The organism is Pseudomonas sp. GR 6-02 (assembly GCF_001655615.1).
Taxonomy (GTDB): Bacteria; Pseudomonadota; Gammaproteobacteria; order Pseudomonadales; family Pseudomonadaceae; genus Aquipseudomonas.
In genome coordinates this window covers 5,592,203-5,612,202 of record NZ_CP011567.1, presented here as the reverse complement: position 1 = coordinate 5,612,202, position 20,000 = coordinate 5,592,203, and the positions used below count along the sequence as shown (strand labels likewise).

Here is a 20,000-nt window from a genome sequence, read left to right as displayed (position 1 = left end):
AGGCCTGCGTTTGTGGTGTATCAATCTTTTACGGTCGGAATCTTGCGCGGTGCCATGAAGTACATCCAGGTCAGCGCGATGAAGTACATCGCCGGAATGATGGTGAACAACACGGTGTAGTTGTTGTTGGTGATGGTCAGAATGTGGCCGACCAACTGGGTCATGAACATCCCGCCGATCGCCGCGCACATGCCGCCGAAGCCGAACACCGTACTCATCATGTGTTTAGGCGTGTAGTCCATCACCAGGCTCCAGATGTTCGCGGTCCAGGCCTGGTGCGCGCCGATGGCCAGGGAGATGGCGAACACCGCGAGCCACAGGCTGCTCGAACCGGCGGCCATGACCACGCCGATGATGCAGCAGGCGAACAGGAACATGGACATCAGTCGGGCCTTGATCGGGTTGATCCCGCGACCGATCAGGAACGAAGACAGGATCCCGCCGCCGACGCTGCCGAAGTCAGCCGTGAGGTAGATAATGATCAGCGGAATACCCATCTGGGTCACGTTGATCCCCAGGTTGTATTGCTGATTGAGGAACGGCGGCAGCCAGTACAGGTAGAACCAGAACACCGGCGCGGTGATCGAGTAGGCGAGGGCGAAGGCCCAGGTGCCACGCATGCGCAGGATTCGCGAGAACGGTACGCGGGATTGTTCCGGTTCGACTTCCTTCTGGATGTAGTCCAGTTCCGATTGTTTAACGCTCGGGTGATCTTCCGGGTTGAAGTACTTCAGGCCCCAGAACAGCAACCAGATTCCGCCCAGCGCCGCCATGCACAGGAACGCGGCTTGCCAGCCCCAAGCGTGAAGAATCAGTGGCAGCAGCATCGGTGTGAACATCGCACCGACGTTGGTCCCGGCGTTGAAAATACCGGTGGCCACGGCGCGCTCGCCAGCAGGGAACCACAACCGGGTGGTTTTCACGCAGGCCGGGTAGTTGGCGGCTTCAGTCAGGCCGAGAATGAACCGGCAGACCATGAAGCCCGCCGCCGAAGTGGCCAGGCCATGAGCGCCGGTGGCCAGGCTCCAGAGCAGTACCGCGAAGAAGAACACGCGCTTCACGCCGACCCGGTCGATCAACCGGCCTTGCAGCACGAAACCGACGGCGTAGCCGACCTGGAACCAGAAGTTGATGTTGGCGTAGTCCATCGCCGTCCAGCTCAGTTCCTTGGCCAGGATCGGCTGCATGACGCCCAGGGCGGCGCGGTCGATGTAGTTCAGGGTGGTGGCGAAAAATACCAGCGCCAGCATTCCCCAGCGGGTTTTTCCGACGGCCATGGCGCCGCGGATTTTGTCGCCGATGCCGCCAGTGGCGACGCTTTGGGCCGAAGCCACGCGAGAGCTTTGAGAAGGAAACATGTGTGTGCCATCCGTTCAATGACTGACAAGCGAGGCTTGTCGGGACTTCAAGGGCGCGTGATCAATCGATGGCGACGGGCGCGGGTGAGATTGATCGGCTGAGGTGTTTTCGTCAGGCGACGACAACGTTTTATTCAGCGAGCGGCGCAGTTCGGCCGAGTGGGCGCAAGGTTCGGATGGACACCAGGTCTGGCGTGAGATCGGTGGAGCAAGCAAACAAGGCGTTGAATGAGCGCATGAGCGTGTACCCGTTTTTTGAAATTTTTATGTGGTGTTCAGGGTCTTTGGTAACCGAGTCCATGGGGTCGTGACCGGACTCAATGTGGTGTCGATGGTGCGCAGTGGACGAAAAATCGTCAATTCGCCAACCGCCATTGTGTTCGATAATCGCCCGCAAAACTAACCGGGTAGTACACTTTGAATTGCTGTGCGGATTCGTCAAGCCAATAATTTGCCCAACAAGAATGTCCCCACCACCGGGAGTCGACACATGCAGCGTTCCATTGCCACCGTTTCCTTGAGCGGTACCCTGCCGGAAAAACTAGAAGCCATCGCCGCCGCCGGTTTTGACGGGGTGGAAATTTTCGAGAACGACCTTCTCTACTACGACGGCAGCCCTCGGGAAATCAGGCAGATGTGCGCTGATCTCGGGATAGCGATCACACTGTTCCAACCCTTTCGGGATTTCGAAGGTTGCCGCCGCGATCGCCTGCCGCGCAATCTGGAGCGGGCCGAGCGCAAGTTCGATTTGATGCAAGAGCTGGGCACCGACCTGGTGCTGGTGTGCAGCAACGCCTCGGCCGACTCCATCGGCGATGAGCAGATCCTGGTCGACGACTTGCGCCTGCTCGCCGAACGGGCCGGCGCTCGTGGTTTGCGGATCGGTTACGAAGCGCTGGCCTGGGGCCGCCACGTGAACACGTATCAACAGGTGTGGAACATCGTTCGCCAGGCCGATCATCCGAACCTCGGCGTGTTGCTGGACAGTTTCCATACGCTGTCGCTCAAGGGCGACCCGACGGCGATCGCCGAGATTCCCGGTGACAAGATCTTCTTCGTGCAAATGGCCGATGCACCGATCCTGGCCATGGACGTGCTGGAGTGGAGCCGGCATTTCCGTTGTTTCCCCGGCCAGGGCGAGTTCGATCTGCCGGGGTTCCTCGCGCCGATCATCAAGAGCGGCTATACCGGCCCGCTGTCGCTGGAGATCTTCAACGACGGTTTCCGCGCCGCGCCACCCCGGGCCAACGCCGCCGACGGCTTGCGTTCGTTGCTGTACCTGGAAGAGAAAACCCGCGAGCGTCTGGAGCAGGAAGCCACGCCTGTGGCCAATCGCGACATTCTGTTCGATACCCCAGGCGCCAGCGAATACAACGGCATCGAGTTTCTTGAGTTCGCCGTGGACGAAAGCCTCGGCGCGAAGTTGTCCCATTGGCTGGAGCGGCTGGGTTTCGTCAAGGCTGGGCAACACCGTTCCAAGAGCGTCAGCCTGTTGCGTCAGGGCGATATCAACCTGATCCTCAACTCCGAACCTTATTCCTTCGCCCACAGTTTTTTCGAGGCCCATGGGCCATCGCTGTGCGCCACCGCCGTGCGGGTCAAGGACAGCGCCAGTGCGTTGGCCCGAGCCGTGGCTTACAAAGGCCAGCCGTATCGCGGGCTGGTAGGCCCCAATGAGCTGGAACTCGCCGCCGTGCGTGCGCCGGACGGCAGTCTGATTTACCTGGTGGACCAGGACGCCGACGTCTATGGCACCGACTTCAATCTGCAACCGGCGGCCGTGGCCAGCGGTGGCCTCAAGCGCATCGACCACATGGCCATGGCACTGCCCGCCGACAGCCTCGACAGCTGGGTGTTGTTCTATAAAAGCCTGCTGGATTTCGAAGCCGACGATGAAGTGGTGCTGCCCGACCCGTATGGTCTGGTGAAGAGCCGTGCCTTGCGCAGCCGTTGCAGTTCGATCCGCCTGCCGCTGAACATTTCCGAGAATCGCAACACCGCGATCTCACACGCACTGTCGAGTTATCGCGGTTCCGGCGTGCATCACATCGCTTTCGATTGTGATGACATCTTTGCCGAAGTCAGCCGTGCCAAGGAGGCGGGCGTGCCGCTGCTGGATATCCCGCTCAACTACTACGATGACCTCGCCGCACGCTTCGATTTCGACGACGAATTCCTCAGCGAGCTAGCGTATTTCAACGTGCTCTACGACCGTGATGCCCAGGGTGGCGAGCTGTTTCACGTGTACACCGAGCCGTTCGAAGGGCGGTTTTTCTTTGAAATCATCCAGCGCAAAAACGGCTATGCGGGGTACGGCGCGGCCAACGTAGCCGTGCGACTGGCGGCCATGGCCAAATCCCGAAGTGGTGGCGTACGTCAGACAAAGTTGTAGGAAAATCGTAAACACGGGTACAAAACCGCTGCCGCGTGGCTTCCTTCACTGTGCGCAGCGGCCCATAATCGCCTACTTGTGCAGTGATGGCCGTGAGCCCGCAATGACAATAATTTCAAAACTCTCCGTAGCGCCCGAAAAGCCAATTGCCGAGCCTCGCAAGAGTCGCAAGAACAACCCGGAAAAAACCCGCGAGAACATCCTTCAAGAGGCCATTGTCGAGTTCGTCCAGCAGGGGCTTTCCGGTGCGCGCGTCGATGCGATCGCCGAGCGCATCCACACCTCCAAACGCATGATCTATTACTACTTCGGCAGTAAGGAACAGCTCTACGTCGAGGTGCTGGAAAAACTCTACGGAGATATCCGCAGCACCGAAAGTCGCTTGCACCTGGCCGAGCTGGCGCCGGTGGAGGCGATTCGGCGGTTGGTGGAATTCACCTTCGACCACCATGATCGCAACGTTGATTTCGTGCGTATCGTCTGCATCGAGAACATTCACAACGCTGAGTATGTGAAGCGCTCCGATGCGATCAAGGCGATGAACAACACCATCCTCGATTCACTGGGCGAGATTTTGCGTCGCGGGGCCGCAGAGGGTGTATTCCGCGCCGGCCTCGATCCGCTGGATGTGCACCTGCTGATCAGTTCGTTTTGCTTCTATCGCGTGTCGAACCGTCATACCTTTGGTGAGATCTTTCAGATCGACTTGCCGGACGAAAGTATCAAGCAGCGTCATCGGGAGATGATCTGCGAGTCGGTGTTGCGGTATCTGCAGGCCTGACGCCTTCGCAGGCAAGCCTCGCTCCTACGGACGATGCTTGCCTGCGAAGCTTTTCAACCATTCATGCTCTGAAAATGCTCCAGCATCCGCTGGGCATCCGGCACCACGCCGCTGAATAATTCAAACGCCTTCACCGCCTGAAACACCGCCATGTTGCCGCCGTCCAGGGTTCGGCAACCCAGCGCGCGAGCATTGCGTAGCAGTTCGGTTTCCAGCGGGAAGTAAACGATCTCCGCCACCCACAACTGCGGCCGAAGTAGTTCTACCGGCACCGGCATGCCAGGCAGCTTTTTCATGCCCATGGGCGTGGTATTCGCCAGTCCATCAGCCTGACCCAGCGTCCCCGGCAAGTCATGACCGGCCACGGCGCGGCCAAAACCGAAATGCTGATTGAGGTTGTCCGCCAAAGACTGAGCCCGGCTGTGATCCACATCGAAAATGCTCAGCAGTTGTACGCCTTCGCTCAATAACGCGTGGGCCACCGCTGCGCCTGCGCCACCGGCGCCCATTTGCACCACTCGTTCACGGGCAACGTCCTGCAGGCCGCGACGAAACCCTTCGGCGAAGCCCAGGCAATCGGTGTTGTGGCCGATGCGTTTCCCGTCCTTCAACACCACCGTGTTCACCGCGCCAATGCCGCGGGCTTCCGGCGACAATTCGTCGAGCAACGGGATGATTGTCTGCTTGCACGGGAAGGTGATGTTCAGCCCGGTGAAATTCATCCGCTCGGCGGCCATCAGCAGGTCGGGCAGGGCGCCGCTGTCGAGTTTCAGCTGATCCAGATCGATCAGTCGATACAGGTAGCGCAGACCCTGCGCATCGCCTTCGTGCTCGTGCAGCGCCGGAGTGCGGGAAGCCTGAATGCCGGCGCCGATCAGCCCGGCCAATACCACGGTGTTCTGTGTCATCACGCTTAACCTTTCAAACGTTGGCTGAAATGCTCCAGCGCCAAACGATAGCCGTGGCTGCCGAAACCGCACATCACCGCCGTGGCGATGGACGAGACAAAGGAGTGATGCCGGAAGGGTTCGCGGGCATGGACGTTGGACAGGTGCACTTCGATCACGGGCAGTTCGCTGGCGACCAGCGCATCGCGAATGGCGACCGAGGTGTGGGTCCAGGCAGCCGGATTGATGACGATCCCGGCGCAGCGGCCACGGGCGGCATGAATCCAGTCGAGCAGTTCGCCTTCATGGTTGGTCTGGCGAAACTCCACCTTCAGGCCGAACTCTTCGGCGGCGCGACCGCACAGCGCTGAAATATCCGCCAGGGTTTCGTGGCCATAAGTCGCCGGTTCACGGGTGCCGAGCAGGTTCAGGTTCGGGCCGTTGAGCACCAGAACGATAGGGGACATCGGGTCTCTCCACTTATTATTGTTGGCATTGGCCGAGGGTCTCAGCCTGTGGAGATAAATTGTACTAACTGGTTAATAAGGTCAATTGAAGAGGCGCCGGCCCTGGATTATCTGTGCGGTGATCGAACATTCAGCGCGGAAGACGCTCAACCAGAAAATCGATAAACGCCCTGAGCCGCAACGGCACATGGCGGCTTTGCGGATACAGCAAAGTGAAGGGGCGGGAGCGCCCGCCATAGGGCTTGAGCACTTCCACCAGCGAGCCATCCGCCAGTTCGTTTTCGACGATGAAGCGATAGGTTTGAAACAGCCCGGCGCCGTGTTTCGCCAGCGTCACGCCGCCCAATACATCATCGGAACAGCAGTAATTACCTTCGGCCAAAATCTCCAGCGGCACGCCGTTATCGTTGAACAGCCAGGCAATCCGCCGCCCGCTGCTGGGTAGCTCGAACTGGATGCATTCGTGGTGCGCCAGGTCGTCCAGGGTTTGTGGCATGCCGGCACGCTTCAGATAGTCAGGGCTGGCGATCATCACCAGCGCGGCGTCTTCCAGTGGCCGGGCAATCAGTCCGGAGTCGGGAATCGCCCGCACACGGATGGCCATGTCATAGCCTTCGCCGACGAAATCGATGTTGCGATTGCTGATGTGCACCTCGACTTTCACGGCGGGAAAACGCGCCCGGAACGCCGGCAGCAGCGGCAGGATGCGGTGGTGGGCATAGGTGGTGGGAATGCTGATACGCAAGGTGCCGGAGGGTTCCTGCTGTTGACCCATGACTTCGCGCTGAGCCTCGACCAGTTGCGCAAGGGCCAGGCGACACTCCTCAAAATAGCGCCGGCCACTATCGGTCAGCTTGACGCTGCGGGTGGTACGCGCGAACAGCCGCACACCCAGACGTTCTTCCATCCGCGACACCGAGCGGCTGACCGCAGCCGGGGTCACACCCGCCACCAGGGCCGCGGCGGTAAAGCTGCCCGCTTCGGCGGCCAGGCAAAACAGTTCGATGCTGCCGAGCTGAAGATCGTCGAAATGTCGCTGCATGATTGATTACACCAAGAATCAAATGGGATGCCTGAGGTGGTATTTATCAAATGCAGGCGTACAAATACAGGATTCGTTTCAACCACCAGCGCCGTTGAGTTCATCACCGGCCAGATATTGGCAGTGAAAGGATTGCTTACTCTTTTTTGCCCTGATTGGCAGGGGACGGTCGACCTGAAACGCTAGGCTCAAACGTGGTCAGCTGATCGAACGGTTAGCGCCAGTTATCGGGTTTTTCAAGGAATGGCGAATCTTCGGATTCTATAACCTAACGGATGGGTTAGCATGAATGTATGCCGCTACAAGGGATTGTCACTGGTAGTCATGTTGCGTGACGAGCATTGCCCACCACACGTTCACGTCGATGGAGGCACATGGAGCGCACGCTTTCGGTTCAGCTTCTGGCACAACGGCGTAGATCTCTGGGATGTCATTCCTCATTCGCATAGACCTCCTCTGGCCATGCTGGAGGGGTTACGCCAGGCGCTCAGGCAACCTGCCCATTTGCGGCGAGCCCGTGGCATCTGGTGGAGCAAATTGCAGACGGCCTGCCTCGACAATCAGTTATGGGATTGGCAGGGCAATGAAGTGGTCGTGATGAAGAGGGTTGCCAGCACGACTTACATGATTGGTTCGGCTCGCTATGAGCCTGAAGGAAACAAGACCTTATTGACGCTGATGGGAGCACCGGAGGGCGTGGAGATCGAATTATGAAAACGATAAGTGCAAAAATGCAGGTAGATCACCCTGTGACCGAAGGCGTTTTGGACGAAGCGATCGAGAGTGGCGAGTTACGCCGTCGCAGTGGATTGAATGCAACGACGGTGATCTTTCTCGATCCATGTCTCGCCGTCGGTTTCGAGGATGGCAGCGGTGTGTTGTTGCCAGTGAAAAACTATCCAGAGTTCGATGGTTTTGAGACCGAGGATTTCGCCGGTTTGAAAATCGGTTTCGCCGGAGCCGCGCTTTGCCATGAAGGCAAGGACCTGCAGGTGTCCATCGCCGGTTTGATTTCGGCGAGCAAGCCGCTGATGGATATGGCGGCCTCGGTGGTCGCCTCGCGCAATGGCCGTCAGAGCAGCACCGCCAAAGCCGAGGCAGCTCGGGCCAACGGCAAGAAGGGCGGTCGCCCACGCAAGGTCGATACGGCTCTTTGATCGCCCACAAAAAAGCCGTCCCAGGGACGGCTGATTTGTAGGGGGAAGCAATCAACGACGGGTCAACAACACTCCGGATTCCATGTGATGGGTCCACGGGAACTGGTCGAACATCGCGCATTGAGTAATGCGGTGAGTGTCGTTCAGTTGGGCGATGTTGGCCGCGAGGGTTTCCGGGTTGCAGGAAATGTAGAGGATGTTGTCGAAGCGCCGGGTCAGTTCGCAAGTATCCGGGTCCATGCCGGCGCGGGGCGGATCGACGAACACGCTACCGAACTCGTAGCTCTTGAGGTCGATGCCGTGCAGGCGACGGAACGGGCGAACTTCGTTCAGGGCTTCGGTCAATTCTTCGGCAGACAAACGCACCAGCGTGACGTTATCCACCGCGTTTTCGCTCAGGTTGCTGAGCGCTGCGTTGACCGAGGTCTTGCTGATTTCGGTGGCCAGCACTTTGCGCACGCGCGTAGCGAGCGGCAAAGTGAAGTTGCCGTTGCCGCAATACAGCTCCAGCAAGTCGTCGGAACGATCGCCAAGGGCGTCATACGCCCAGTTGAGCATCTTCTGGTTCACCGTGCCGTTGGGTTGGGTGAACGCGCCTTCCGGCTGGCGATAGCTGAAGGTGCGGCCGCCGACTTCAAGTTGCTCGACCACGTAATCGTGACCGATCACTTCGCGTTTGCCCTTGGAGCGACCGATGATGCTGACGTTCAGGTCGGCTGCCAGCTTCGACGCCGCCGCGTGCCAGTGCTCGTCCAGCGGGCGGTGGTAGCACAGGGTGATCATCGCATCGCCGGCCAGCGTGGTCAGGAACTCCACTTGGAACAGTTTGTGGCTCAGGGCTGCACTCGCTTGCCACGCCGCCTTGAGCTGCGGCATCAACTGGTTGATGCGCAGGCTTGCGATCGGGAACTCTTCGATCAGGATCGGCGTGCGTTTGTCTTCCTGGGAAAACATTGCGTAGTGGCGCTCGCCGGCTTCACGCCACAGGCGGAATTCGGCACGCAGGCGGAAGTTTTTCAGCGGCGAATCGAACACCGCAGGCTCGGGCGCACCGAACGGGGCCAGCAGATCACGCAGGCGCGTGACCTTTTCTTCGAGCTGAACGGCGTAGGCCTGGGAATCAAAAGTCATGCGTTGAACCAACCTAACTTGATCACGAACAGAATCGACAAAACCACCAACGCCGAGTTCAGCTCACGGCCACGGCCGGACAGCAACTTGATGGCGGTCCAGGAAATGAATCCGAACGCGATGCCGTTGGCGATGGAGTAAGTGAATGGCATAGCCAGCGCGGTGACTACCACTGGCGCGGCAACGGTGATGTCGTCCCAGTCTATTTCCGCCAGCCCCGAGGTCATCAATACGGCGACGAACAGCAAGGCAGGTGCGGTGGCGAAGGCCGGTACGCTGGCGGCCAGTGGTGCGAAGAACAGCGCCAGCAGGAACAGAATCGCCACCACGACGGCGGTCAGGCCGGTGCGGCCACCGGCACTCACGCCGGCTGCGGATTCGATATAGCTGGTGGTAGTCGAGGTGCCCAGCAACGAGCCGGCCATGGCCGCGGTGCTGTCGGCGATCAGGGCACGACCCATTTTCGGCATGTGGCCGTCCTTGCCCATCAGGCCGGCGCGCTTGGCGACGCCGATCAGGGTGCCGGAGTTGTCGAACAGATCGACAAAGAGGAACGCGAAGATCACGCTGACCAGACCGATGTCCAGTGCGCCTTTGATGTCCAGTTGCAGGAAGGTCGGTGCCAGCGACGGTGGCATCGACATCACGCCGCCGAACGGGCTGAAGCCCAGCAGGATGGAAACGATGGTCACCGACAGAATGCCGATCAGCACCGCACCGCGCACTTTCAGGGCCTCCAGGGCAACGATCAGGGCAAAGCCCAGGGTTGCGAGGATCGGCGCCGGTTGCTTCAGGTCGCCGAGGCCGACCATGGTCGCCGGGTTGCTGACGACGATGCCGGCGTTGTGCAGGGCGATCAGTGCCAGGAACAGGCCGATGCCGGCGGCAATCGCCGAACGTAGCGCCAACGGGATGCTGTTGATGATCCATTCACGGATGCGGAAGATCGACAGCAGGAAAAACATCACCGCCGAGAGGAACACCGCACCCAGCGCCACTTGCCAGGTGTGGCCCATGTGCAGGACCACGGTGTAGGTGAAGAAGGCGTTCAGGCCCATGCCCGGTGCCAGGGCGATCGGGTAGTTGGCGATCAGGCCCATGGTCGTCGAGCCGATGGCGGCTGCCAGACAGGTGGCGACAAACACCGCGCCTTTGTCCATGCCGGTCTCGCCGAGGATGCTCGGGTTGACGAACAGAATGTAGGCCATGGCCAAAAAGGTCGTGACGCCCGCCAGAATCTCGGTCCGCACGTTGGTGTTGTGTGCCTTGAGTTGAAACAGCCTTTCCAGCATGTCTGCTCCCCGTGGCGCGCCCGGCGCCGTGAATGTATCGACCTCAACAGCAAAGCACAGACCGCCGTAGGCGCCTGGGAATTTTCTGTGGGTCGGAAAAAGCCGCGCATCATACCAGCAGCGTGGAGCCATGGCTGCTTATGGCTGCGATCGTCGTCGATGTTTTGCCAAAAAGGGAACTGCGCCATACTGCGCGCTGTTTTTTTAGGGCAGGGAAGGGCGGAATATGAAGTACATGAGCACGCGCGTGGTTGCCGTATTCACGATGTTGATCGCGTTGTTCCTGGGTGCCCAAACCGCCTCGGCAGCGTCGGCTCCACCACTGAGTCAGGTCAAGGTGCTCAAGGTCGAGTCGCCCAACTGTGGCTTTGAAGATATTGCGGACAAGCAGGAGCAGACCCGTTGCGATCACCAGGGGCCGAACATCAAGGTGTACGTGCTGGAAGTCGGTTACGGTCGCGAAGCCCATGTTGCCCTGGACGGTTTCGAAGTGGATGGCACCCGGACCCCTGTCTGTGCTTTTGATACCGGCAACCTGACCGAGTGCTCAGCCGGGAAAAAAACTGTCGGCTATCTGTACATCTTCAACCTGGCAGGCAAGCAGGACGGCATCTTCACATTCAGCAACACCTCCATCAACGCGCCGGGCAACACGATGTCGACGCAGCTTTACATCAAGTAACGGCCCGGCTCGAACAAGGGGCAGGAAAGCTGACTACGCTTTAAAGATCATTCTCTGGACCGCGCCCATGACCTTTAGAGCCCTGATTACCCTCGCCGAGGGCATCGACGATCTGCAAACCGTGACCCTGATCGATGTTCTGCGCCGCGCCAAGGTTGAAGTGGTGGTGGCCAGTATCGAGTCGCGGCGCATGCTGACCTGCGCGCGCGGCACCCGCCTGACCGCCGATGCGATGCTGATCGATTTGCTGGCCCAACCCTTCGACTTGATCGTTTTGCCCGGCGGCGCCGTGGGGGCGCAGCATTTGGCGGCCCACCAACCCCTGCAACAATTGATCAAGGACCAGGTCGCCGCCGGGCGCTTGTTCGCCGGCATTGCCGAAGCGCCGGCGCTGGCGCTGCAGACTTTTGGCGTGCTGCGTCAGCGGCGCATGACGTGCCTGCCTTCCGTCAGCCATCAATTGTCGGGCTGCAACTTCGTCGATCAACCGGTGGTGGTCGATGGCAACTGCATCACCGCCCAGGGTTCGGGCGCCGCACTGGAGTTTGCGCTGACGCTGGTGGAGCAACTCTGCGGCAAAGCCACGCGGTCGGCGGTGGCGGGGGAATTGCTGGTGTAGAAGACTGCTTCAGGCCCTGACCTCTTCCACTGGCATATGCATGCGGTCGCGGTTGGCCAGGGTCGGGAACAGTCTGACCCAGGCCCCGGTCACTATCAGTGTGCCGATGCCGCCCATCACCACGGCCGGTACGGTGCCGAACCAGTGGGCCGTCAAGCCAGACTCGAATTCGCCGAGCTGATTCGAAGCACCGATGAACAAGCCATTCACGGCACTGACCCGGCCGCGCATCTCGTCCGGGGTTTCCAGCTGCACGAACGAGGCGCGGATCACCATGCTGATCATGTCTGCCGCGCCTAAAACCACCAACACAGCGAGAGAGAACCAGAACGAAGTCGACAGGCCGAAAGCGATGGTCGCCACGCCGAATACACCCACGGCGGTAAACATCACCCGTCCGACGTTGCGTTCCACGGCAAATCGCGCCAGAAACAGCGACATCAGCAGTGCGCCCACCGCCGGGGCCGAACGCAGCAGGCCCAGACCCCAAGGGCCGGTCAGCAGAATATCTTTGGCGAACACCGGCAGCAGCGCAGTCGCGCCACCCAGCAAGACGGCAAACAGATCCAGGGAAATCGCCCCGAGAATATCCGGACGGCTGCGAATGAAGCGGATGCCTGCGAGCAGCGAATCCAGGGTTGCCTTGCCCTTGTTCAACGGTGTCTGCCGAGCCGGTAGGTTAAGCATCAGCGCACAGGCGATGAGGTAGAGGATCACCGTCGGGCCATACACCCAGACGCTGCCGAAGGCGTAAAGCAAACCGCCCAGCGCCGGGGCAACGATGGTGGCCGATTGCTGCGCAGATTGCGCGGCAGCAACCGCGCGCGGGAATAAGGCACTGGGGACGATGCTCGGCAGCAAGGCCTGGGTGGTCGGCATCTCGAAGGAGCGGGCGGCGCCGAGCAGGAATGCGAGGATGAAGATCATCTCCCGGGTGACTTGGTCCGTCGCGCTGCCGATGGCCAGCGACAGGGCGATCAGCGCTTGCACGGACTGACAGATCGCCGCGACCTTGCGCCGGTCATAGCGATCCGCCACATGCCCGGTGTGCAGCATGAACAACACCCGCGGGGCAAATTCCACCAGACCCACCAGACCCAGATCGAGCACGTTGCCGGTCAGTTGATACAGATTCCAGCCGATGGCCACGGTCAGCATTTGAAAACCGCTGGCGGTAAATACCCGAGCCAGCCAGAACGCAATAAAAGGGCGGTGATGACGTAACAGCAGGGGCGCTTGGCTGGGCATCTGAAGGCAAGTCTGGGTGAGGGGAAGGGCGAGATTATCACCAACCTGTAACCAGGAGTTGCGAGCACGGAAAATTTAGTTAGCTAGACACCGATCTCTCAGAACATACAAATTCCCTGTGGCGAAGGAGCTTGCTCCCGCTGGGATGCGAAGCAGCCCCGAACCTGCTACCCCACACCACAGGCACATCGCGTTACCCGATTTTACGACTGCTGCGCAGCCGAGCGGGAGCAAGCTCCCTCGCCACAGGGAATGCATTGCAACGCATGACCAAACCCGTGAGGCAACCTGTCACGCGGCAATAGACCACACCGTCCATCGGTAAAAATGCGACTACTCTTTCAACGTTGCTTGATCCAGATCAAGACCCTTCGTGGAAATGATCCGGAGGCCAGATGGCCAGATTCCCTACGTTGTGATGATGGTAGAAAAAGAACGAGTTCAAATTCGCCACACTCCATAACCGTGGGGGCAGTGGGTGTAGGCCGCAAGCCTTCAGCCAGTATTACCTGACAGAGGAAGACTTATGTTCGGTTTGGAGGCACTTGATCTCGCCCGGATTCAGTTCGCGTTCACCATTTCGTTCCACATCCTGTTCCCGGCCATCACCATTGGCCTGGCGAGTTACCTGGCGGTACTCGAAGGCCTGTGGCTGAAGACGCACAACGACACCTACCGCGATCTGTACCATTTCTGGTCGAAGATCTTTGCCGTCAACTTCGGCATGGGCGTGGTGTCCGGCCTGGTCATGGCCTATCAGTTCGGCACCAACTGGAGCCGCTTCTCGGATTTCGCCGGTTCCGTGACCGGGCCGTTGCTGACCTACGAGGTACTCACTGCGTTCTTCCTCGAAGCCGGCTTCCTCGGCGTCATGCTGTTCGGCTGGAACAGGGTCGGGCGCAAGCTGCACTTCTTCGCCACCGTCATGGTCGCCATCGGTACCCTGATCTCGACCTTCTGGATTCTCGCCTCCAACAGCTGGATGCAGACCCCGCAGGGCTACGAAATCGTCAACGGCCAAGTCATTCCAGTGGACTGGCTGGCGATCATTTTCAACCCGTCGTTCCCTTACCGCCTGATGCACATGGCCACGGCGGCGTTCGTCGCTACCGCCTTCTTCGTCGGTTCGTCGGCGGCCTGGCATTTGCTGCGCGGCAAGGACAACCCGGCCATCCGCACCATGCTCTCGATGGCCATGTGGATGGCACTGATCGTGGCGCCGATTCAAGCCGTCATCGGTGACTTCCACGGCCTCAATACCCTCGAGCACCAGCCGGCGAAAATCGCTGCGATTGAAGGTCACTGGGAAAATGTCGGCGATGAGCCGACCCCGTTGATCCTGTTCGGCTGGCCGGACATGAAAGCCGAAAAGACCAAATTCGCGGTCGAGATTCCGTACCTGGGCAGCTTGATCCTGACCCACACCCTGGACAAACAGGTGCCGGCGCTCAAGGAGTTCCCGCCTGAAGACCGGCCGAATTCGACCATCGTGTTCTGGTCGTTCCGGGTCATGGTCGGCCTGGGTTTCCTGATGATCTTCACCGGTTTGTGGAGCCTGTGGCTGCGCAAGCGCGACACGCTGTATACCTCGCGTCCGTTCCTGTATCTGGCACTGTGGATGGGCCCATCCGGCCTGATCGCGATTCTCGCTGGCTGGTTCACCACTGAAATCGGCCGTCAGCCGTGGGTGGTCTACGGCTTGATGCGCACGGCGGATGCGTCCTCCGGGCACAGCTTCGTGCAGATGAGCATCACCTTGATCATGTTCGTCGTGGTGTATTTCGCGCTGTTTGGTGCCGGTCTTGGCTACATGATGCGCCTGGTGCGCAAAGGGCCGAAGATCGACGAAGGCAAGGAAACCAACGAAGGCGGTCCTGGCCAGAAGCGCACGCCGGCCCGTCCGCTGTCCGCCGCCGACGACAACGGTGACGGCGATCACAACCACAGCCTGACCAAGGAGATTTGAATCATGGGTATTGATCTTCCGCTGATCTGGGCCGTGATCATCATCTTCGGCATCATGATGTACGTGGTCATGGACGGCTTCGACCTGGGGATCGGGATTCTTTTTCCGTTCATCAAGGGCAAGACCGACCGTGACGTGATGATGAACACCGTCGCCCCGGTCTGGGACGGCAACGAAACCTGGTTGGTATTGGGCGGCGCGGCATTGTTCGGCGCCTTCCCGCTGGCCTATTCGGTGGTGCTCTCGGCGTTGTACCTGCCGCTGATTTTCATGCTGATCGGGCTGATTTTCCGTGGCGTGGCCTTTGAGTTTCGCTTCAAGGCCAAGGACGCCAAGCGCCACTTGTGGGACAAGGCATTCATCGGTGGTTCGATCGCCGCGACCTTCTTCCAGGGCGTGGCATTGGGTGCGTTCATCGATGGGCTGCCGGTGGTCAATCGTCAGTTTGCCGGTGGTTCACTCGACTGGCTGACGCCGTTCACGATGTTCTGTGGCGCGGCGCTGGTAGTGGCTTATGCGCTGCTCGGTTGCACCTGGCTGATCATGAAGACCGAAGGCAAGCTGCAGGAGCAGATGCATGACCTGGCGCGACCATTGGCCTTCGTGTTGCTGGCGGTGATTGGCATCGTCAGCGTCTGGACGCCGTTGGCCCACGCCGAGATCGCCGCACGCTGGTTCACCCTGCCTAATCTGTTCTGGTTCCTGCCGGTGCCGATTCTGGTGCTGGTAACCCTGTACGGTCTGATTCGCGCGGTGGCTCGCAATGCGCATTACACGCCATTCCTGTTGACCCTGGTGCTGATCTTCCTCGGCTACAGCGGTCTGGGTATCAGCCTGTGGCCGAACATCGTGCCGCCGTCGATCTCGATCTGGGACGCTGCCGCACCGCCGCAGAGCCAGGGCTTCATGCTGGTGGGCACGCTGTTCATCATCCCGTTCATCCTGGGTTACACCTTCTGGAGCTACTACGTGTTCCGCGGCAAGGTCACCCATGAAGACGGTTACCACTAGCCCATACGAATACGGCGCAAGGTTGATACCTGCGCCGTTGCAGAGGAGAACGCGATGATGGCTGGCAAACCTGATTTGCAGGAAATCGAAGCCGCAGAGAAAAAGCCGCTTTGGCAACGACTCGGCTGGCTGGCGTTGATCTGGACCGGCAGCGTTGGGGCACTGTTCATCGTGGCCACGCTGATGCGCATGTTCATGAATGCCGCGGGCCTGAGCACCCACTGAAATTCCCATCCCGTTGCCTTGCGGCACGGATTTTTAACCCTCCTGCGACGGAGGGTTTTTTTTGCCTGCTTTTATTTGCGTGCCTTGAGAATCACGAACTTGGGAGTAGCGGCCACTTGTTCGACGCCGCGGAACAGCCGCGCAAGCTTGCTGTGATAGCCCAGATGACGGTTGCCGACGATGTACAGCGCGCCGCCCACCACCAGCGCTTCGCGCGCCTGCTGGAACATCCGCCAGGCCAGGAAATCGCCGACCACTTGTTGTTGGTGGAATGGCGGATTGCACAGCACCACGTCGAGGGATTGGGGTTCCTGCCCCGCCAACCCATCGCCGGCACGCACGATCACGTCACGGTCACCCAGCGCCGCGCGCCAGTTTTCAGCGGCCGATTGCACGGCCATGAATGACTCGTCCACCAATGTGTAATGGGCCTCGGGGTTTTGCAGGGCGCTGGCGATCGCCAGCACGCCGTTGCCACACCCCAGATCGGCGACCCGCGCTGTGCCGAGGTTGTTCGGCAAGTGCGGCAGAAAGGCTCGTGTGCCTATATCCAGCCCTTCGCGACAGAACACGTTGGCGTGATTGAGCAGTTCGATTGCAGGCGTGTCGAGTCGATAGCGCGTCGGGTATGGAGAGACAGCGGGGGCTTTGGCTTCGGGCGTGGCGATCAGCAGCCGAGCCTTCTTCACGGCCAGCGAGGCTTGCACCGGGCCGATGTAGCGCTCCAGCAGATCGCCCGCGGCACGTGGCAGGTGCTTGACCATCGCCGCGGCAATCACTTGAGCACCGGGAGCCAATTGACCCTGTAGCCGGATCAGTTGCTCTTCCAGCAAGGCCAGGGTTTTCGGTACCCGGATCAATACTCGGTCAAACGGCCCGACGAACGCTTCGCTGGCTGGTACGCTCGGCACCGCATCAAACGCCTGGCCATTGCGCATGAGGTTTTTTTCGAGCCCCTGAAAGGCCAGAAATGAATCGCCGCTGCTGGTCACTCGGACCTTGCCCGCAAGGCTAACGGCCAATGCGCCGAAGCTGTCGTTGAGCACCAGTACGCGAGTATCTGCCGTCGGTTGTTGCCCGGCCAGATGATTGAGCAGGTATTCGTCTGCGGCATCAAACGCTTGCAGCGGTTCGTTCTGCTGTTCTGGCTGGCGGATCAGGTCGAGTTGGGCGAAAGAAGTTTCGAGCAGAGGCATGAGGCGGAGGGCTCTGGGTAGTCAGCGGAGATAATCAACGAGTGGCCGCCGGACGTTGTAGCGGGCGGAGCCATCCGAGCGGACTGCGTCGTGGACGCTTCACACGACATCACTCGGGATGGAGCGCAGATGGTACGTTTTTTTGGTCTGGATTACTTGCAGGGATTACCTGATTCGAACAGTTTCAGATGACGCCAGCTTTCGCTGCCCTGATCACCGCCGCGATCTTGTTATTGACGCCAAGTTTGTGGATGGCGTTCTTTATATGGAAACGCACAGTGCTTTCGCTCACGCAGAGGATGATTGCGATCTCGCAGGCCGTCTTGCCCACGGCTGAGTATTTCAGCACCTCGATTTCTCTGCATGACAAACTCGTTGTGGGCGGCTTCAGCGAGGAGGCCGGCAGGTCTTTCGCGATAATCCCGTGCAGGTGACGGTTGATAAACATCGCGTAGCCCAGATTTTTGTACAGTTCATATGCGGTAATCGGGCAATGGGTTCTGGCCACGCTCAGGATGCTGCAAAGCCCGTTCTTATCATGAACGGATTGGGACCAACCGTAGTGCAACCCCTGGTTTTTTTGCGCTTGCCACAGCCGTGGTGTTTTTGAATAGCACTCTTCTTGCCAGAGAATCGGTACTTCGGAGCCGCAGCAGTGGGCTAGTATTGGATCAACCGTATCGTAATGCTCGTTTTGATATTTCGTGTTCCATTCGCTAGGGTAATTATTCAGGATTATCTTATGGCGGTGTGTCCCTGTTGTTGGGGATGTTATTGAAAATGCACAAAAATTAAAGCCCATATTTTTAACGAGGTTAAGCGATATCTCGTACGCGGTCTCTATTTTTTGAGCGCAAGAAAGCTGTGTTAGCTGTGACTCCTTCCACACTTTCATTTGGTAACTCCATGCGGAATTTCTTGGGGGGTGCCGATTGGATCCAAGATCCGGCACGTCCCAGAGTGTAGGAGAATTCTTACAAGCATGCTGAACTATTTTGCTCTTGAAAAATCCTGTAGCTGCATAACTAGTTCTTAGCGTTGTTTTAGGGTTATACAAAATCAACACTCCGGTACTAGTTCTTTATTGCACTGCCCAAGTCTCTGCACGAATAACACTACAAACCATCGGTGTTTACGTCGTCTGCTTTGGGGGACACTGGTGTCATCTGTTGATCGGAGCGGCCCATGACTGCCAGTGTTGAAAAATTCACTCGTCAGACCTTGCTTGAGGTCCAGCCGTTGACTCCGAACCTGTTCACCCTGCGTACCACCAGGGATGCGGGCTTTCGTTTCCGAGCGGGGCAGTTCGCCCGGCTGGGTGTCACCAAGACAGACGGCAGCACGGTATGGCGGGCTTATTCCATGGTCTCTTCGCCCTATGACGAGTTCCTTGAGTTCTTCTCTATTGTTGTGCCGGGAGGGGAATTCACCAGTGAGCTGAGTCGGCTGGAAGCTGGCGATACGCTGCTGGTCGACCGTCAGGCCTTCGGTTATCTGACGCTGGATCGCTTCGTCGATGGCCGTGATCTCTGGTTGTTATCCACAGGCACGGGCGTGGCGCCGTTTCTGTCGATCCTGCAGGACTTCGAAGTTTGGGAGAAATTCGAACGAATCATCCTGGTCTACAGCGTGCGCGAAGCGCGGGAGCTGGCGTACCAGGCATTGATTGCGGAGCTAGCGCAGCGTGACTACCTGGCCGAGTACGCGCACAAACTGCAATTCATTCCCACCGTCACCCGCGAACAGCATCCGGGTGCCTTGAACGGGCGGATCACCAGCCTCATCGAGAATGGCGAACTGGAACAGACGGCCGGTGTAGCGCTGACAGCCGAGCATTCGCGGGTGATGCTCTGCGGTAACCCACAGATGATCGATGAGACGCGCAAGCTGCTGAAACAACGGGACATGCACTTGAGCCTCAGTCGCCGACCTGGCCAAGTGGCGGTGGAAACCTACTGGTAAACGAACGGCGCCCCGAAGGCGCCGTTTCTCTGGGCAATCAGCGATCAGGGCCGATTGTTCTGAGCCTTGAGCAGATCGCGGATCTCGCTCAGCAATTCTTCTTCCTTGGTCGGAACCGGCGGCAGGGTTGGCGCAACGGCCTCTTCGCGCTTCAGGCGGTTGATGGCCTTGACGCCCATGAAGATCGCGAAGGCGACAATGATGAAGTCGATCATGCTCTGGATGAACTTGCCATACGCCAGCACCACTGCCGGGACATTACCGTTAGCGGCCTTGAGCGTGATGGCCAGATCACTGAAGTCCACCCCACCGATCAGCAAGCCGATTGGCGGCATCACCACGTCGCCGACAAATGACGTAACGATTTTGCCGAAGGCAGCGCCGATGATGATACCGACGGCCATGTCGACCACATTACCTTTGACCGCGAAGGCCTTGAACTCACTTATCACGCCCATAGGTTATTTCCTTGTTACAGATGAGGTTGGTGAACGCAGTGTAAATCAGCAAAGCGCCCCTTGCTTGAAACGCCTTCTTACAATGCCCGTGTCTATCGACACAACTTCCGGTTATTAGTTTACAAA

Annotated in this window: 20 protein-coding genes; 10 read left to right on the top strand and 10 right to left on the bottom strand. The window is 59.1% G+C overall.

The window, feature by feature from the left end; genetic code table 11:
- Positions 1-20: 20 nt before the first annotated feature.
- Positions 21-1,358: an MFS transporter gene (locus PGR6_RS24840; protein WP_018925801.1), complete on the bottom strand. Its 1,338-nt coding sequence runs from the start codon at positions 1,356-1,358 to the stop codon at positions 21-23.
- Between the two features lie 490 nt (positions 1,359-1,848).
- Here PGR6_RS24840 and quiC point away from each other — a divergent pair, with 490 nt between their 5' ends.
- Both quiC and PGR6_RS24830 read left to right on the top strand, forming a co-directional pair.
- Complete coding sequence (gene quiC / locus PGR6_RS24835; protein WP_064620527.1) at positions 1,849-3,750, top strand: 3-dehydroshikimate dehydratase QuiC; 1,902 nt, start codon at positions 1,849-1,851, stop codon at positions 3,748-3,750.
- Between the two features lie 103 nt (positions 3,751-3,853).
- Entirely contained in the window at positions 3,854-4,531 is a 678-nt protein-coding gene (locus PGR6_RS24830; protein WP_018925803.1) for a TetR/AcrR family transcriptional regulator, read from the top strand.
- Positions 4,532-4,584: 53 nt separating this feature from the next.
- Here the strand turns inward: PGR6_RS24830 and PGR6_RS24825 are convergent, their stop codons facing one another.
- The 3 genes from PGR6_RS24825 to PGR6_RS24815 form a co-directional block, all read right to left on the bottom strand.
- Positions 4,585-5,439 (bottom strand): shikimate dehydrogenase, encoded by an 855-nt coding sequence (locus PGR6_RS24825; RefSeq protein ID WP_064620524.1) that lies wholly within the window; start codon positions 5,437-5,439, stop codon positions 4,585-4,587.
- Between the two features lie 5 nt (positions 5,440-5,444).
- Positions 5,445-5,885, bottom strand: a complete 441-nt coding sequence (gene aroQ, locus PGR6_RS24820; RefSeq protein ID WP_007937291.1) for a type II 3-dehydroquinate dehydratase — start codon at positions 5,883-5,885, stop codon at positions 5,445-5,447.
- 130 nt (positions 5,886-6,015) lie between these two features.
- Positions 6,016-6,927 carry a LysR family transcriptional regulator gene (locus PGR6_RS24815; RefSeq protein ID WP_018925805.1) on the bottom strand — a complete coding sequence of 304 codons (912 nt, stop codon included), beginning with the start codon at positions 6,925-6,927 and terminating at the stop codon, positions 6,016-6,018.
- Between the two features lie 285 nt (positions 6,928-7,212).
- Here PGR6_RS24815 and PGR6_RS24810 point away from each other — a divergent pair, with 285 nt between their 5' ends.
- Positions 7,213-7,641 (top strand): hypothetical protein, encoded by a 429-nt coding sequence (locus PGR6_RS24810; RefSeq protein ID WP_064620521.1) that lies wholly within the window; start codon positions 7,213-7,215, stop codon positions 7,639-7,641.
- A complete protein-coding gene (locus PGR6_RS24805) occupies positions 7,638-8,084 on the top strand; it encodes a DUF2442 domain-containing protein (RefSeq protein WP_064620518.1) in 447 nt (148 codons plus the stop codon). Before PGR6_RS24810 ends, PGR6_RS24805 begins: the two co-directional genes overlap by 4 nt.
- A gap of 51 nt (positions 8,085-8,135) precedes the next feature.
- On the opposite strand, the gene trmA is transcribed toward PGR6_RS24805, so the two are convergent.
- A complete protein-coding gene (trmA, locus tag PGR6_RS24800; protein ID WP_064620515.1) occupies positions 8,136-9,215 on the bottom strand; it encodes a tRNA (uridine(54)-C5)-methyltransferase TrmA in 1,080 nt (359 codons plus the stop codon).
- Entirely contained in the window at positions 9,212-10,507 is a 1,296-nt protein-coding gene (locus PGR6_RS24795) for an NCS2 family permease (RefSeq protein WP_018925809.1), read from the bottom strand. Before PGR6_RS24795 ends, trmA begins: the two co-directional genes overlap by 4 nt.
- Positions 10,508-10,742: 235 nt before the next feature.
- Between PGR6_RS24795 and PGR6_RS24790 the strand changes: the two genes are divergently transcribed.
- Positions 10,743-11,189: a DUF4879 domain-containing protein gene (locus tag PGR6_RS24790; RefSeq protein ID WP_167331177.1), complete on the top strand. Its 447-nt coding sequence runs from the start codon at positions 10,743-10,745 to the stop codon at positions 11,187-11,189.
- A 67-nt stretch (positions 11,190-11,256) separates the two neighbouring features.
- The gene (locus PGR6_RS24785) at positions 11,257-11,808 is read left to right on the top strand and encodes a DJ-1 family glyoxalase III (protein WP_064620512.1); all 552 of its coding nucleotides are present in this window, start codon (positions 11,257-11,259) and stop codon (positions 11,806-11,808) included.
- 9 nt (positions 11,809-11,817) lie between these two features.
- Here PGR6_RS24785 and PGR6_RS24780 read toward each other — a convergent pair whose 3' ends face one another.
- Positions 11,818-13,056 carry an MFS transporter gene (locus PGR6_RS24780; protein ID WP_064620509.1) on the bottom strand — a complete coding sequence of 413 codons (1,239 nt, stop codon included), beginning with the start codon at positions 13,054-13,056 and terminating at the stop codon, positions 11,818-11,820.
- A gap of 526 nt (positions 13,057-13,582) precedes the next feature.
- Here PGR6_RS24780 and PGR6_RS24775 point away from each other — a divergent pair.
- The 3 genes from PGR6_RS24775 to PGR6_RS24765 are packed head-to-tail and all read left to right on the top strand — an operon-like array spanning position 13,583 to position 16,258.
- Positions 13,583-15,022 carry a cytochrome ubiquinol oxidase subunit I gene (locus PGR6_RS24775; protein ID WP_018925813.1) on the top strand — a complete coding sequence of 480 codons (1,440 nt, stop codon included), beginning with the start codon at positions 13,583-13,585 and terminating at the stop codon, positions 15,020-15,022.
- Positions 15,023-15,025: 3 nt separating this feature from the next.
- Positions 15,026-16,033 (top strand): cytochrome d ubiquinol oxidase subunit II, encoded by a 1,008-nt coding sequence (gene cydB, locus PGR6_RS24770; RefSeq protein ID WP_018925814.1) that lies wholly within the window; start codon positions 15,026-15,028, stop codon positions 16,031-16,033.
- A gap of 57 nt (positions 16,034-16,090) precedes the next feature.
- Entirely contained in the window at positions 16,091-16,258 is a 168-nt protein-coding gene (locus PGR6_RS24765) for a DUF2474 domain-containing protein (protein ID WP_064621357.1), read from the top strand.
- Between the two features lie 71 nt (positions 16,259-16,329).
- On the opposite strand, the gene PGR6_RS24760 is transcribed toward PGR6_RS24765, so the two are convergent.
- The gene (locus tag PGR6_RS24760) at positions 16,330-17,454 is read right to left on the bottom strand and encodes a methyltransferase (RefSeq protein WP_018925816.1); all 1,125 of its coding nucleotides are present in this window, start codon (positions 17,452-17,454) and stop codon (positions 16,330-16,332) included.
- Between the two features lie 184 nt (positions 17,455-17,638).
- A complete protein-coding gene (locus PGR6_RS24755) occupies positions 17,639-18,349 on the bottom strand; it encodes an autoinducer binding domain-containing protein (protein WP_064620506.1) in 711 nt (236 codons plus the stop codon).
- 290 nt (positions 18,350-18,639) lie between these two features.
- Here PGR6_RS24755 and PGR6_RS24750 point away from each other — a divergent pair, with 290 nt between their 5' ends.
- Complete coding sequence (locus PGR6_RS24750) at positions 18,640-19,416, top strand: ferredoxin--NADP reductase (protein WP_064620502.1); 777 nt, start codon at positions 18,640-18,642, stop codon at positions 19,414-19,416.
- Between the two features lie 44 nt (positions 19,417-19,460).
- On the opposite strand, the gene mscL is transcribed toward PGR6_RS24750, so the two are convergent.
- A complete protein-coding gene (gene mscL / locus PGR6_RS24745; protein WP_018925819.1) occupies positions 19,461-19,874 on the bottom strand; it encodes a large-conductance mechanosensitive channel protein MscL in 414 nt (137 codons plus the stop codon).
- Between the last annotated feature and the right edge of the window lie 126 nt (positions 19,875-20,000).